12 protein-coding genes are annotated in these 15,646 nt (G+C 47.2%); 3 read left to right on the top strand and 9 right to left on the bottom strand.

All coding sequences use genetic code 11. From position 1 onward, the window contains the following. Positions 1-2 precede the first annotated feature (2 nt). From MHB49_RS11625 to MHB49_RS11590, 8 genes are all read right to left on the bottom strand, one after another. A complete protein-coding gene (locus tag MHB49_RS11625) occupies positions 3-1,583 on the bottom strand; it encodes a helix-turn-helix domain-containing protein (RefSeq protein ID WP_405156205.1) in 1,581 nt (526 codons plus the stop codon). Next, positions 1,580-3,376 carry a sensor histidine kinase gene (locus tag MHB49_RS11620; RefSeq protein ID WP_405156204.1) on the bottom strand — a complete coding sequence of 599 codons (1,797 nt, stop codon included), beginning with the start codon at positions 3,374-3,376 and terminating at the stop codon, positions 1,580-1,582. Before MHB49_RS11620 ends, MHB49_RS11625 begins: the two co-directional genes overlap by 4 nt. A gap of 29 nt (positions 3,377-3,405) precedes the next feature. After that, positions 3,406-4,260 (bottom strand): carbohydrate ABC transporter permease, encoded by an 855-nt coding sequence (locus tag MHB49_RS11615; RefSeq protein ID WP_405157111.1) that lies wholly within the window; start codon positions 4,258-4,260, stop codon positions 3,406-3,408. Between the two features lie 39 nt (positions 4,261-4,299). Then, positions 4,300-5,178: a carbohydrate ABC transporter permease gene (locus MHB49_RS11610; protein WP_247903109.1), complete on the bottom strand. Its 879-nt coding sequence runs from the start codon at positions 5,176-5,178 to the stop codon at positions 4,300-4,302. A gap of 140 nt (positions 5,179-5,318) precedes the next feature. Continuing rightward, positions 5,319-6,632 carry an extracellular solute-binding protein gene (locus tag MHB49_RS11605; protein WP_405156203.1) on the bottom strand — a complete coding sequence of 438 codons (1,314 nt, stop codon included), beginning with the start codon at positions 6,630-6,632 and terminating at the stop codon, positions 5,319-5,321. Between the two features lie 227 nt (positions 6,633-6,859). Continuing rightward, positions 6,860-8,962, bottom strand: a complete 2,103-nt coding sequence (locus tag MHB49_RS11600; RefSeq protein ID WP_405156202.1) for an acyltransferase family protein — start codon at positions 8,960-8,962, stop codon at positions 6,860-6,862. Positions 8,963-9,474: 512 nt separating this feature from the next. After that, positions 9,475-10,035, bottom strand: coding sequence for a flavin reductase family protein (locus tag MHB49_RS11595; RefSeq protein WP_405156201.1), 561 nt, complete (start codon positions 10,033-10,035; stop codon positions 9,475-9,477). Between the two features lie 132 nt (positions 10,036-10,167). Beyond that, entirely contained in the window at positions 10,168-10,818 is a 651-nt protein-coding gene (locus tag MHB49_RS11590; protein ID WP_405156200.1) for an HAD-IA family hydrolase, read from the bottom strand. 193 nt (positions 10,819-11,011) lie between these two features. Between MHB49_RS11590 and MHB49_RS11585 the strand changes: the two genes are divergently transcribed. The 3 genes from MHB49_RS11585 (at position 11,012) to MHB49_RS11575 (ending at position 15,259) form a co-directional block, all read left to right on the top strand. Beyond that, entirely contained in the window at positions 11,012-12,772 is a 1,761-nt protein-coding gene (locus tag MHB49_RS11585) for a DEAD/DEAH box helicase (protein WP_405156199.1), read from the top strand. Positions 12,773-12,774: 2 nt separating this feature from the next. Then, entirely contained in the window at positions 12,775-14,001 is a 1,227-nt protein-coding gene (locus MHB49_RS11580) for a YqhG family protein (RefSeq protein WP_405156198.1), read from the top strand. A gap of 229 nt (positions 14,002-14,230) precedes the next feature. After that, on the top strand, positions 14,231-15,259 hold the full coding sequence (locus MHB49_RS11575; RefSeq protein WP_405156197.1) for a hypothetical protein: 1,029 nt from the start codon (positions 14,231-14,233) through the stop codon (positions 15,257-15,259). A 113-nt stretch (positions 15,260-15,372) separates the two neighbouring features. Here MHB49_RS11575 and MHB49_RS11570 read toward each other — a convergent pair whose 3' ends face one another. Beyond that, positions 15,373-15,573 (bottom strand): YqzE family protein, encoded by a 201-nt coding sequence (locus MHB49_RS11570; protein ID WP_405156196.1) that lies wholly within the window; start codon positions 15,571-15,573, stop codon positions 15,373-15,375. Positions 15,574-15,646 lie beyond the last annotated feature (73 nt).

Genomic DNA, 15,646 nt, shown 5'->3' with positions numbered 1-15,646 from the left:
GTTTAATGTTCAGCATTCTTGCACACCACTGCCTCCTCACGATACTCGCTCGGAGTCTTGCCCGTATGTTTTTTGAATAGCCTGCTAAAATACTTAACGTCCTCATATCCGCTGATAGCGGCCACTTCACTTACTTTCGCGGGAGAAACGACCAGCATGTCCATCGCACGCCTAATTCGCATATTGGTTACATAATCACCAAACGTGACACCCGTTTCCTTTTTAAACAGTTCACTGAGATGGCCCGGATGCAGATGAACCTGACCTGCCACATGTTGCAGGCTAATATCCTGTACCAACGCGGATTCCATATAAGCAATAGCCTTCTGTACATGTGTAATCCGCCCTTGCCCCATCTGACTGTGATAGGTATGCATCAGCCCATATAAATAATGAAACAGCATATCCCGGAGTTCAGCAGACTCGGCATCCGGGTCTGGCTTCCATGGTTCAAATCGTTCCAGATCGTCTCTTCCAATGGCTCGCATGGTACGAATCAACCAGCGCTGTCCGGCATTTACCGCAGCATGCAGACAGGCATCGAAAGACTCTGGCGTTGCTTCGGGATCCATCAGGAGTCCATCCACCAGTTCTCGCGTCCATGTAGTCAGCATAATTGAATCGTTATCCATTAGAAAAGTACCAAGAGTGGTTTCTTCCTCATGTTGAAGGACCGTTTTACCTCCTATGCGGTGCAATACGTCTTCATAATTCCATATCCTGTCCTTAATTAACCCATGGTAACGGTAAGCGATGGAAGCCGTTCGGTAGCTCTCATGCAGAAGTTGAGCTTCCATGCAGGACCGGCCTGCTGCTGCACGCAATGTACATTTCAATAGTTGCTCTATCCGGGATAACGCAATGCCCAACGTATATTTGAATTCCTGCTCGTCCGGCGGCAGCTGCACAACACAGATAATCCGTTTTTTTTGAATGTGTGCAATTGCACCTGGCAGAACCTCCTCCAGCATATTCTGCACGGCAAAGTTCAATAATGCAGCAGAAGAACGATTCCAGCCTGCTGCTTTCAAAATCAGAACTTGTCGGTTCAGCTGCTCCATGTCGGAAGAATCCGATGGCACATGCATTCCCTGCTGGAGAAAAAGAGGACTGGAGCCGGATTCAACGTTTCCATCAATAATCCAGGCAGTGAACAGCTGCTGTTTATTTTCTCGCAGCAGCTGTCCTTCTCTTGATTTCTCAGCCCAGCGTTCAGTAATTCGATGTTTGGCCTGAAGTACCGTCTTGATGATTTCTTCCGGCTTGCTCGTCTTAAGCAGATAATCGGTGACACCTTGACGAATCGCTTGCTGAGCGTAAGAGAAGTCATCGTATCCGGATAAAATAATGACCTCGAGTTCCGGCAGCATATGCAGCCCTTCCTCAGCCAGTTCAAGCCCCGATCTTCCTGTCATTCGAATATCAGTCATCAGAATATGAGGCCTCTCCTCGGTCATGCGTGTTAACGCCTCTTCTGCCGAGGCTGCTGGGGTTAGCAATTCAATCCCCAGTTCATGCCATGCGATTACACTGGCGAGACCTGTGCGGATAATCACTTCATCATCAACAATCAGTAACCTCATGGCGATACCTCCAAAATTGGAATGGAGAATGAAATTCGGGTTCCACCTCCGACCCGGCTATCCACTTCCAGCTTCGCTTCCGCTCCATAATGAAGCAGTAGTCTCTCGTTCACATTTCGGAGCCCGTAGCCCCCTTGCTTCACAGTCTCGCTTTCCGTGCAATGGTGGGTTGAATAATGTTGCTCTTCTTCATCCGATGGCACAAGGCTGCTTCTGATTTGCTCCAGTCTGTCCCTCCCCATGCCAGCCCCGTCATCCAGAACCAGCACATTCATTCGCTCCTGTTCTTGCCGAATCATGATCGTAATTGTCCCCATACCCGCTTTCGGCTGAATTCCATGAATCATGGCATTTTCGACGAGCGGTTGGAGCAGCAGCTTCAGCATCATTCGCTGTTCAAGTGCCGGATCAACAATATAATGTACAGCGAACTTGTCGGGAAAACGGATGGACTGCACACGAACATAATGGCGAATGTGGGCAATCTCCTGCCCTACAGGACAATAATCCCTACCCTGATTCAAGCTGATACGCAAAAAATCACTTAATCCCTCGACCATCTCTGCGATCCGCTTTTCCTCAGACATTAAGGCAATCCAGTGAATCGACGAAAGGGTGTTATACAGAAAATGAGGATTGATCTGCGCCTGAAGCGCCCTGAGATCGGCCTCCTTTTTGCGTGCTTCCCCACGGATAACCTCTTTTTTCAGTCTCTCAATATGTGCCCCGAGCAAATTATAACTCTCCCCCAGCTCGCCAATTTCATCATCACTTTCCGATCGGAATAAGGGCAGCGGTCGATCCGGGTCGATTCGAGACAAATGCCTGGTAAGAACTCGGAGCGGTCTTGTCACTCGTCTCACGGTAAACCACACAAGTCCTGCGCTGATCGCAGCAGACAAGCTCACTGCAGCGGCAGTGAGAATCAGAATATAACCGTTTTCGGACTTATATTGATCATAGGGAACCGTTCCGGTCAGCGTCCAGCCGGTCAGCTGTTCCGGATAATAAAGCAACGTACGTTTCTCATTACCTCTGCCATACGTAGCTGTGCCGCTTCTTCCTTGTTGGATCAGTGCCTGCACTTCAGGCTCGATCTTCTGCAACGACTGTCCAAGACGGGATTGATCCATGGAAGACAAAATCTCTCCAGTGGAGCCGATCAGTTCCAGTCGACCTTCACCCATACCCAGTCCCAGCGCCGCCCAGCCTTTCGAGATGGCCTTCTCATCGAGACTGATCGCCAGCCATCCGATGGGTCGATAATCATGAATACTGCGAATGGGCCGAACCAAGGTGATTACATTTTGGATACCGGCATAATTCTGAACCGGATATATGCCCGTCCATGCTTTAACTGCATCCCCACGCGGAGCAGGAGGATACGAAACATTGGAGGATTCATACCATGTAGCCGTGGACAGAGTCGCATCAAAACGGTCCGGATAGATGGCAATGTTGGCAATATATTTTTTGGAAGCGGCGAGATTAGTCATCCTGCCCAGAATATCTACACGCTCCTGCACATCGTCCTCATTGCTGCTTAAATACTGCTGAATGTCCCTTTCTCCAATCAGAAAAATGGATAGCGTTTCGACATCCTGCAGCATATAACGCAAATTCGCTTCCACCTGCTTCAGTGTGTCCATGCCCGAAAGCTTTGTTTTTTGTTCTGTGATGCGGGAAGAGATGAGAAAGGCGAACAGCCCCAGTGCCAGCAGCGGCACAATCATGGAAGCTGTAACCACGACGGAAAGCTTCCGTTGCAGTGAAGATGTTAGCCAGCGTCCCACATCTTTTCCTCCTCTGGATACGCTTTCGTTTACCCTTTGACTGCTCCGGCCGTCATGCCTTTCATGACTTGTTCTTGAAATACCAGGTATAGAATGATAGTCGGAATTACAGACAAAGTCATGGCAGCAAGAGTCAGGCCGTAATCGGTCTGATATCCGTCGGCAAAATTGGCGATCGCGAGCGGTAACGTTTTCAAACCTGTTTTGTTAATAAACACGAGTGCGAACGAAAAGTCATTCCACGCGTGCAGGAAACTCAGAATCGTGACCGTTGACAAGGCAGGTACGGACATGGGAAGCATGATTCGGGTAAACAGCCCCCATAGACCTGTTCCATCAATAAAAGCAGCCTCTTCAATATCACGTGGAATACTTGTCAAATACGCTGTCAGCACAAATATTGCAGTTGGCAGCGCAAATGCAGTATACGGCAATATCAATGCCCAATACGTATTAAGCAGGGACATCTGTTTCATCAAAATAAATAACGGGACCAGTGTGCTGTGAATGGGAATCAGCATGCCTACAACGAAGAAGGTCATAATTAGCCCTTTCCAGCGAAACTGGAAACGTGAAAGTATAAATGAGGCCAGCGCTGCAATAAACAGCGTTAGGATAAGCGAACCTACAGATACAATCAGGGAATTGCCAAACGCGGTTCCCAGCTTGGAGCTTTCCCAGGCATTGCTGAAATTTTCCACGTTCCATTTTCCCGGCAGCCCGAAGGGCTTGCTATAGAACTCTTCATTCGTTTTGAATGCACTGATCACAAGCCAATAAAACGGATACAATGTTAAAATACCATAGACCGTCAACAGCGTCCAAACAATTCCACTACGGAATCGGCGAACCGGATGGCCTGAAGTATTTCCTGGTGTTCGCATCGATAACGGTGTAACACTCATTACAGTCCCTCCTCTCTCCTAACTCTCTTTTTTCTTACGACTTGTGGCCCACTGGCTTGTTCCGATAAGCAGCAGGGAAATTAGCACGATGGTAGTCGAGATCGCGCTCCCGAAACCATAGCGATACGTTGTGAAGGTTGAATTATACATATACGTTGCCAGCAGCTCTGTTGCATGTGCCGGGCCGCCTTTGGTCATGATGTACACCAGATCGAATGATTTCAGGCTGCCCGAGATACATAGAATGATTGCCACCTGAACCGTTCCCCAGATCATGGGCAAAGAAATGGAAACCAGCTTGCGAATTCCGGAAGCACCGTCAATCTTGGCAGCATCATGTATTTCTCCCGGAATATTTTGCAGCGCCGATATAAAAATAATCAGGTACAAACCGACAAAACTCCAGAGCAGCGGTGGCACCAGGGAGAAAATCGCAATTTTGTCATCCGAAAGCCACTGCAGCTTCCAGCTTTCCAGACCCAATGCATCCAACAGGAAGTTCAGTATCCCAATTTGTGGATGATAGATATATTGCCAGATCATACCGATAACTACTGTGGACAATACCATCGGCAGAAATACGGCTGAACGCAGAAAACGCTGTAACGGGTTGCTTTTATGCAATATGACCGCCAGCATCAACGCTAACGGAATTTGTCCAAATACCGAGGCCAGTACAAAAATGACGTTGTTTTTCAATGCCCGCCAAAATACGGAATCATGCCATATTTCCACATAGTTATCCAGTCCGATATATTTGGATTCACCGATCCCCGACCAGTTAAAGAATCCATAGTACGCTGACCATACTACCGGTACAAATACAAACAAAGCGTAAATCACAACTGCCGGAGCGAGCCCCAGCATGATAAAACGTCGACTGCGCAATGCGTTCAATTTGCTCACTTCCTTTCAACAAACCTTTGGTAAATACAACTCTCTTGATATCCATGTAAAACCCCTCCCCTGACGGGAAGGGGTCAGAATCTTACCTCATTTCGTACTAGCGCTCATCCAGATCTGAATGACCTTTAACCTTAATTTCCGACTGTACTCGCTTGCGATGCCTGAATTTTATTTGCGATATCTTCGGCTTTACCGCCCATCAACAGCTCCTGCAATCCATTATTGATAACCTCAACGGTTGCAGAACCCAGCTTGGAATCATACACCGGCGTAATCTTTACCTCCTGCATTAAGTCATAGAGCTCCACAAACAACGGATGGGCTTTGGATTTATCCAGATCAATCTTATAGCTGACCAGCGTGCTGCTATCCAGGGTTGCCTTCTGGCCTTCAGGACCTGCCAAAGCGTAGAACAGCTCCATGGCTGCATCCTTCTGGGCACCGCTTAACTTTTTGCTTACACCCAAGCCAGTCCCTACAACGCCAGATGTTGTTCTGGCCTCACCCTTGCCTCCATCTACTGCTGGTAAAATTGTAATATGTGTATTATTCAAAATGTCTTCCGGTGCGTTGTTGACGAGGTTGGCCAATGCCCATCCACCGTTTATCACCATCGCTGCTTTTCCCTGGAAGTACAGCTGCATCATCTGTGTTTCGTCAATGCTGTTGAAACCATCCTGAAATGCTTTGCTGTTACCGAGTTCCTGCATTTTGTCCAATGCCTGGATGAACTGTGGGTCTGTAAAGCTGGCTCCCTCCTGGGCTGCTGCCTTTAAGAACCAGTCTGTGCCGGTTACCCGGTCAGCCAGTGTACTGAAAATTGTGGATTGGGCCACCCAATTGGCTTTGTTCCCCAGTGCGATCGGTATGATTTTGTTCTCATTAAATGTAGCAATCGCCTGCTCCAAATCAGCCCATGTTTCAGGTACTTTCACGTTATACTGCTTAAACAGTGCTTCATTGTAATAAATAAAAGAAGTAGGTGCGAGATTCATCGGTACCGAGTAGATATCCCCATCGATCGTATATCCATCCAGGGCATTCGGAATAAAGTTGTCTTTCCATTCCGGCTTCGCGTCTAACTCAGCATTGATCGGCTGTAACAGATCTCCCTTCACAAACTCCTTGGTCATCGCATCCGGCCACATGACGAACAGATCCGGCATTTCGTTGGCCGCTGCCACCGTCCGGAGTCTTGTTTTCAGGCCATCTGTCGGCAGACCTTCATCCACTACTTCAATATCCGGATGCGAGGCACGGAAGTCTTCAATGATTTTGCGCATCGCCACCGCTTTGGCGTCTTGTCCCGTCCAGTTGTGCCAAATGGTGACGGTTACTTTATCCTTGCTGTCGCTGCCTTCTGAGCTGTCCCCGCCGCCGCAACCTGCCAGCACGATGGAAAACAACGCCATTGCCAACATTCCTGAAAGCCATCTTTTCAACATCTTTATAGTCCCCCTTGGCGATTTGAATACACTTATTGTAAATGGTAACGCTATCATGTTGTAAGGTGACGATGCACGGATGCAGGGGTGAAAAATATCGGATACCGATTGATCCTCCAACCCTTGGTTTACACACACAGAAAGAGCCCTCGCATGGAGAGCTCCTTCTGTTATTTGTATTCGCATACCATTCATGACTATGAATAAATGAATAGATAAGTTCTGATTTATTTCATACTGTCTTTCACAAGTGCTGCAAAAGCCTCCGAACCTTCCTTCGTCAGATGTACACCATCTTTTTCGAAATATTCGTCATGTCCTTCACTTGCAGTGTGCCAGTCAATAAGAGATACATTGCTATAATCGGAAGCCGCTTCGTTCAGTGCTTTGTTCACCGTTCGTTCCCATGGGCGAGGAACTCGCACGGTAACCAGATATACATGTTCTTCATCTTTCAAATAATCCAGCACGGAATTCAGACTTTTGGAATTGAATGAACCGTTCGTCCCAAGTTCCAGCACGACCTGACTGCCCAATTGGTTATTTCTCTTCAGGCCATCCAGTACATCAGCAGCTTCCCACATCTGACGACCGATATGACCGTCCACATGCACGCCCGAAATGGTTTGTTCAAGATAAGGCTTCGCGTCCAGAATAACCGAATCTCCAATGACCGTATAATGAATTTTGCCATCTTTGGCTGGAGGAGCAGTTCCCACTTCCTCTTTGGACGAATCTGACGTATTAACTGGATCCTCCGTTTGTTCATTACCGTTGTCTTCTGGATTTCCCGGATTGCCGGTGCTGCCTTTGGGTCTACCCACAGTGTGGTTCGAATCACCAGGAGTTGATCCTTTCACCTCACCTGAGGTAGGTGCCTCAGATTGGGGAGCATTATCTGGCTTCGTCGTTTGCTGTTCTCCTTTATCTGGTGGATATTCAGCATTATCCGCTGGTTTATCGTTTTTCTGTGGCGCAGGTTGGCTGTTGGTCCCGGAAGTGCCTGAAGTGCTCACTGCTGCTGGGAGGACGCCCTGACCTTTTTCCTCTGTTACGGAGTGTTCTCCATTCAGCGTAGCTGACATCGATACCGAGTGCGAATCGGAATTCGCTGCGGACGTAATCATCATCTGTGATACGGTAAATGACATAAGCAGAATACTCATCAGCAATCCAGCGCGCTTCAACCATACGTTACGTATTCCTGCTGCATTGCGATCCCTTCCCCATAATCGGGACCAGGAATCACGAAATCCGTTGTGACGAATTGGATTTTCAATATATTTAAGTGACAAGGATGCCAATGCAACCGTTGCTGCAACCTGCAAAACCATTCGCACAGGATGTGCTCCACCTGTATCAACCGTTGGACTCGTCAGAACAATGACAGGATAATGCCACAGATATAATCCATAGGATCGCTCCCCGATCCAGCGCAATGGCTTAGCGCCAATAAGCCGTGCCAGGAAGGATGATGGATGAGCCAGTACAGCTACGAGCAATGTCGTCGCAATGGCCTGAAGCACCATGCCTCCTCGATACAATGAAGGGTCGTACTCACTGCTGTTCAGCATCATGTAGATTAACCAAGCCAGCGCAGCTAAGCCTAATACGTCCAGGACAAGGCGATTGATGCGGGCAAGGGATGACGATAGTTTGCGACTCGGCCATACCACGGCCAGTGCAGCACCAGCCAATAGAGCAAATGCTCTTGTGTCTGTTCCATAATAAACACGGCTCGGGTCCAGATCCGGATTATACATGATGGCCATTGCACCAGCAGACAATTCAGCTGCCACAACAATAAAGACGACCAGCCATCCCTTTCTTTTGAACAAGACGATTGCTGCGACCAGTAGAATGGGCCATACAATATAAAACTGTTCTTCCACAGCCAGTGACCAGAAATGTCCAAAGGGGGATGGAGGGCCGAAGCTTTCAAAATAGGAAACGTTATGAAAGATATACCACCAATTGCTTATGTATAATACTCCCGAAACAATGTCACCACGCAACCCAGCGAGGCGAGAAGGATCAGTGCAGAGAAGCCAAATCATCACCACTGCTGTCATCGTGATCATGCCAGGTAACAAGCGCCTTATTCTTCGCACCCAGAAATCACCGAGCGATATCCGGCCATGCTCCTGCCATTGTGTCAAAAGAATGTCTGTAATCAAATATCCTGATAGAACAAAGAAAATGCCTACCCCGAGCAAACCGCCCGGAAGAAAACCTAAATTCAAATGATACCCTATGACTGCAAGCACTGCGATGGCTCGCAAACCATCCAGTCCGTTCATATGCCGCTTGCTTTTCAAAGATTGTGACATGCGAGCCCCTCCTTGGCAATGTGAGTTGACATCATCCATGTCTGGGGCGTTCTAGAACTCCTTGTGGTTCTGGTTGTCATTAACATACGTATTGCACCTTCCATCATTCATTTACAACATAAAGAAGACGTATTACTTAACCATGAAGTTTTATGATTACGATTTCTTTATATCTTTGTTGTTATCTCCCGTTTAGCATTATACGCCCGAAAGATTATTCACAAATTACAGCAATAGTTACAATCCAGTGAAACGATGTAACCTTTCCTGCCAAGCATATATAGCTGTAAAATCATACTCTAATTCTATTGTTAAATACAGCATTTTTCATGGAATGGATAATATTACCTTACTCTATATTTCATATATCATCAGATCCCTCTGGGGCCTGAAAATACACTTGAGAAAATAGGAAAAGGCTGCCGACTTGCTCAGCAGCCAATAACCATTATAAACCTATCCCTTGCCGGAATGAAAGTTTTGCTCATAAATGCATCTTGGTGCCTAGGACCCTAGAGGTGAAACGGATGAACCTTCTCTTCCGCCCTCCCATCGAGGATTCGATAAGAGGATCGTCCTGCGTACATTGGAATTTGCAGTTTATCCAAATTAACCATTCCGTTTTCCAGAAAATATTCCGGGTCTTGATAGCGTTGTAACACTTCACCTGCAATCCATTCATGATCCCCATACGTTGTGATATCGATCACCTTGCACTCATATGCAAAATAGGCTTCGGTCAGAATAGGTACGTTTATTTTGATTCCTTCTTCGTATGTAATCCCGAACTTCGAGAATTTATCTGTGTCTCTTCCACTGAAGGTTCCCGCTGCCTGAATCCACTCCGAATAATGACCCGGAAGGAAGTGAACCCCGAATACTCCACTCTGTTCAATCAATTCATAAGAGTACGTTTCCTTCCGCAATGATATTCCGTAAATTCCGGGAGACGATCCAATATAGGTATGCCAGCCAGATGCCATGACATTCTGCATGTCCTTATGACGAGATGTCACTACCGCTACCATGCCTGGATATGAATAAAACATAGGTTCATCTATCGGTTCCCGCATCTGATCACCTCTTTGTTTTTTAATTGGCCCCAAAGCTGCACCAGGCCTTTTTCTCATCCATTATTATACAATATAAGTAAAGGATGAAAAAGAATTACTTCCTTCATCACAAATCACTTTTTGAAGGCCATTTTACAGTACACCGATTAAGGTCTCCAACTCCTCGATACTATCAATAACCCGATCCGCCTGAGCTAGTTCATCGGCTTGAGCAAAGTCAAAATTGCATCCGATGGAAATTAAATCATTATCCTTCGCAGCCTTAATGTCAGACAATCGATCACCGATGACCATCCCTTTGGTGATCTTATATTTCTCCACAATGGATCGTACGAGATCAGACTTATTTTGTGATGAAATCTGCTGTATGCTGAAGGTTTCCGTTACCCATTCATCCAGATGATAATAATTTACGATGGAATTCAAGTATTCGGTTTGTCCATTACTCGCTATGTATATCGGTATTCCTTTCCCTTTGCAGTATTGGAAGAACTCTTCTACGTACGGATACAACGCACCCTGCCCTGCCTCGATATTCGCAATCAACTTCTCATGAAACCATTCATTTGCTTGTTGTCTGATCTGGTCCGAGCAGCCTGGCAATAAAGTCTCCCACACGATAGGCAAAGGAACTCCCATAATTTCACGGTACTTTTCTATTGGTGTATGCTCCTCCCATAACCCCTTTGATCTCAGATGATTAAACGTGTCATGCAGAGAAGTTTCCAATATTCGATCTGTCTGAAATAACGTACCATCCATATCAAAAATCAATGAAAACATGAACGGATTCCCCTCCCTTATATTCTGAATATACATTGATTAACATACGTGAATACCTGTCTTTTGACAATCCTTCCAGATTTCGCGACCGAAATCACCCCCGTACTCCAAGGTTGGTTATGAACTGCCTCTCATTCGTCCATACTATTACCTACGAATAAACGTCATCACGAATGGCAGGGGAGGAAGTACCATGAACCGGAAAAACCCGCAGCAGATTAATCAACCTGCAGCAGAACTACCTGTTCCGCTTGAATTCGATCGCAGCTGGCTGACCCAACTGGAATCCAGGCTTGATAAAGGTGGCCCTTGGGGTGACTACAGACTATTTCAACTTGGCATTCAAGCGGAAGAGACAAATCTGATTCCCAACTTTGATGAAATTCAGTGTCTCAAGCATTTACAGGGGCTTACCCCTCTTCCACACCAGATGGACACTGCACGCAGAGTACTGTTTGAAATGTCAGGCCGTGCGATTCTCGCTGATGAGGTTGGACTCGGCAAAACGATTGAAGCTGGCCTGATTTTGAAAGAATATATGGTCCGAGGACTCGTATCCAAAGTTCTGATTCTTGTGCCTGCGTCCCTTGTATTGCAATGGGTCCGGGAGCTCAATTCCAAATTTGGCATCCCTGCAGTTGCACAGAAAAAGGCGTATTCCTGGCAAAATGAAGTGGTCGTTGCTTCCATGGACACAGCCAAGCGTGATCCGCATAAGGGTATGCTGCTGAATACGGATTACGACATGATTATTATCGATGAAGCTCATAAGCTCAAAAATAAAAAAACGACCAACTATCAATTCATGTTGAAGTTGCGAAAAAAATATTGCCTGCTGCTTACGGCTACGCCGGTACAGAATGACATGAGCGAACTGTTCAACCTCATTAACCTGCTCAAGCCGGGACAGCTTGGCCGTCAGGGTGATTTTGCAGCCAATTTTGTCGTCGACAAACGTATTCCGAAAAACCAGGAACAGCTCAAGGATGAGTTGTCCAAAGTCATGATCCGTAACCGCCGCGGCGAAGGGCCTGTTCAATTCACCAAACGGAACGTGTCCAATGTGAATTTGCAACTTTCGCCCGAAGAACAGGCCCTATATGATGGGGTAACTTCCTTTGTTAAGGATCAGTACCAGGAAGCGGGTGGCAACCTGAGCAGCATGCTTTCCCTGGTGACGCTGCAGCGAGAAGTATGCAGCAGTCGGGATGCCGTGTTTGTAACGCTGGTTAATCTGTCGAAGAAGCTTCCACTGGACTCTCCGCTGCGGGACAAGATTTGGGAGCTCGTTGCCCATATTAAAGCGATTAAGGAAAATACCAAAGCGGAAAAAACGATGGAGCTCATTCGTAATATGAATGAGAAGGTTATTATTTTCACCGAATACCGTGCCACGCAGGAGTATTTGCTCAATTATTTTCGCAATAACGGCCTGACCGCTGTTCCCTACCGTGGCGGCATGAACCGGGGTAAAAAGGACTGGATGATGGACCTCTTTCGCGGCCGCGTTCAAGCAATGATTGCAACCGAAGCGGGTGGTGAGGGCATCAACCTGCAATTTTGTCATCACATGATTAACTTCGACCTGCCCTGGAATCCCATGCGTGTTGAGCAGCGAATCGGGCGCGTTCATCGATTGGGACAGCAGAATGATGTCAACATCTACAACCTTTCGACGACAGGCACAATTGAGGAGCATATTCTGAACCTGCTTCATGAGAAGATCAATATGTTTGAGATGGTTATTGGTGGATTGGACGTTATTCTGGAACGGCTGGAGAAGAAGGAATCGATTGAAAAAAGCTTGTACAAAATCATGCTTGAGTCACAAAACGAAGAGGATATCCGCCGTAAAATGGACTCGCTTGGACAATCGCTGAACTCCATTCAGCGCGAAGTCGCAGATGAAGCACCAGCCCCATCCGGGCTTGACCTTCGTAAAGGAGGCCTCTAACCATGACCATGTCACCCCATGAAGTGCAGGCGTATGTGCTCACTTACCTGGAAACACTCGATTGTCAGATTATGGAGCGTTCCCCTGCCCATGTTACGGTTAAACTTTCACCTGAAGCCGACAAGGCGTTAACCAACCGTCCGTATTATTGGGGGTTTGTGGAGCGAACCGGAGCCCCTGCGGAGACGATGTCCTTTACATTTGTTTTTGATCCTGATGCCTATCAACACGCGCTGGAAGCCGAGGAAGCAAGAGCCGCACAATTAGCTCCTCCAGCCCCACCAGGTGCCGGCCCCGGCAGCCTCGAGGCCCCCAAAGAGACTATTCTAGGCCGATACTTCGGCATAGTGCCTTCTCTGCCTCAGCTGGGTCCCGGACGGATTTTGAAAGAAGATGTTTTATATGGCAGCCGCAGGCTGCAGCAGATCTTCAATGCAGCCCGGGAAGGCGGCGAATTCGTGAATCTGTTTGAACAGGCTGCAAAAAGGCAATTGCGAGCTACCGCACCAGCAGTATATGAGCCTTGGCTTGGCGTGTGTTTTAAAGTGGAATTCGCCTGTGATTTAAAAAAGGAGGAACTTCATTTTATCGGCATTTCCCTTAGAACAGGGGAAATTGTCGAGAAATTCGGCTCAAAGCTGAACAGGCGTGACCTTAGCCCAAGGCTGGCTGAAAATATGCACGTACAGACCGCCAAAGTATCACTAGCCGATGCCGGGGCTGCTCTCGAATCCCATTTGACAAATCATTTGCTGCAACTCGACTATAGCTGGGCAGAGAAAGCCAAAGAACGGCTTGATCTGGAGCTTGCAGTTGTGGATACGTACTATGAAGCCGTTCTTCGAGAGGATACACCTGAGGTTTACGCAGATTCGACCAATGCCTACAGCACAAGTGGTGGTTCAAATGATCAGGCTCAGGCGAGGACGGAGCCTTCTATCCATGTTCAGAGCGCTCGGCCCGGCCCTTCTCGTATTCAACAAAATGAACATCTACAATCCATTGAACCAACTGGTGTATCGATTGGATCAGATGTCGAGCTCGCGGCTGAAGCTGATGTTCAGGCAGAATCAGAAACGGACCCGGAACAGGACAAAGCACGGCAAGCGATGCTGGACCGGGAAGCCATGAAACTTCAATACGAAACACGCCGTACTGAGATGATCTGGCAATATGAGCCCAAAGTTAAGGTGACCGCAATTAACAGCGGCATGTTTCATTTAAGATAGATGACATTGAAGATAGACGACGAAGACACTACTTTTCCCGCAAATGACGGCAAAAGTAGTGTTTATTCATGAGTGGCAACCCGACAGGTTGCAGCAACCTTTGCACAGCCTGTCCTCTAAAATGGAACTAGTAACAATCACGCAGCGAATAGATAGACCATTTTGTCATGATATGTACCCCAGAAAAGTAGGTGTTAACATGAAACGACCCTTCCATAAGGGATGGAATGTGATTCGCCGAATAATCGGCATGGTAATATGCCTTCTCTGTGTAGCCTCCCTGCTCCCTTTACTGCAAGCTGAAGGTGCCGAAATTCAAAAAGCATCCAAATCGATGCAACACTCTGCACTGACCAAAAGTACAACGGAACTTCATTCTGACAAACTGGCCCCGGGTGCAGTACAACAATTTGCTCGCGAGCAAGCTAATGTCCTTGCTACTGAACATGCAGGAAACCATTGGGATCATGCTCAATTGGACTTTTACCCCCTCGGTCCAGGCACACGCAGCTGGCTGGTATACGCAAATGTTCGAGGGGCTCCCATTGGCTATATGATTATTTCAGCGAACGACCAAGGGCATTTGCTACTTAGCGAGTATGGTCAGGGAGAACAACGACCGTATAACATTTCCTTGTTGGATCAGGCCCTTAACAGGAACCAATTAGACTTAAAAGAGCTTATTCATGACGGTGGAGGGCTTCAATTACGTTATGCGCCTCCCCTGCTTGCTTATTGGAAAGTGGAAAGACCTAATGATGATGCAATGTATATTGACGCGACAAACGGCGATATCCTGCCACCGGGTGTGCTGAATGTACTGGATGCACTGGATGCGGACTCCCAGCCGGCTACAGAACGAATGATGTCGATAAGATCAATATCCGGACAGGCTGTTGTTATCACGCCAGATGTTTTACCTAAAGTCTCCGCGTTGTCTGTTGATTCCATGGATCTGCAACCTCTGTTTGATCCAGCGGACAATCTGTTATGGATCACGTCAAAAGCACTTTCCGTCAGCGGCGTGAAGACATTAAACCAGCAATGGAAAGAACATAAAAAGGTCGTTTTTTCTGCGGATCATCAAAATGTCATATATGGCGGACCTTTGCCTGTCGGTGGTTATCAGATCTGGCGTGATGACCGTGGCACAGTTCAAAATCAGTATGTAGCTATTGGCGGCAATACGTCGGTAAGACGATTTGTACCTCTTCAGACCTTGCTGCGGGATGGGAAATTCTACGCTGTGAAACCATGACAATCCTCACAACAAATAAGACGCCTTCCTCTAATCTTCATAGGAATGCGTCTTTTTTGGAGAAGAAGCTTTTGCCTGCCAACGTTCTTGATTTACCCTTTGCCTGCAAAACTTCATTTTTGCATTTTCCGCTGCGATTTTATCGCTTCTTCCTTTTTCCCCATCCAGAGGGACACGGCAAAAGGAATCATTCCAAACCACTTCATTGCCCACGGCTCTTTGGTCTTGGTTCGTCTACGTTCATCCTTCGGTGTGTCGATATAATGAACGACTCGCTCTGTAATGTATTTCACAAGCTCATCACTTTTGGTCATATCCTCTGCCTCCCCATAGCTCCGGCAAAGCGCCGGGGCTTTTGTTATCTCTATTGTGTGCAGAAGGGATCAT

It is taken from the genome of Paenibacillus sp. FSL K6-0108, assembly GCF_045040695.1.
In the GTDB taxonomy this organism is placed as follows: Bacteria; Bacillota; Bacilli; order Paenibacillales; family Paenibacillaceae; genus Paenibacillus; species Paenibacillus pabuli_B.
The sequence above is the reverse complement of the archived record's forward strand: the minus strand, read 5'-3'. Positions and strand labels throughout refer to the sequence as shown.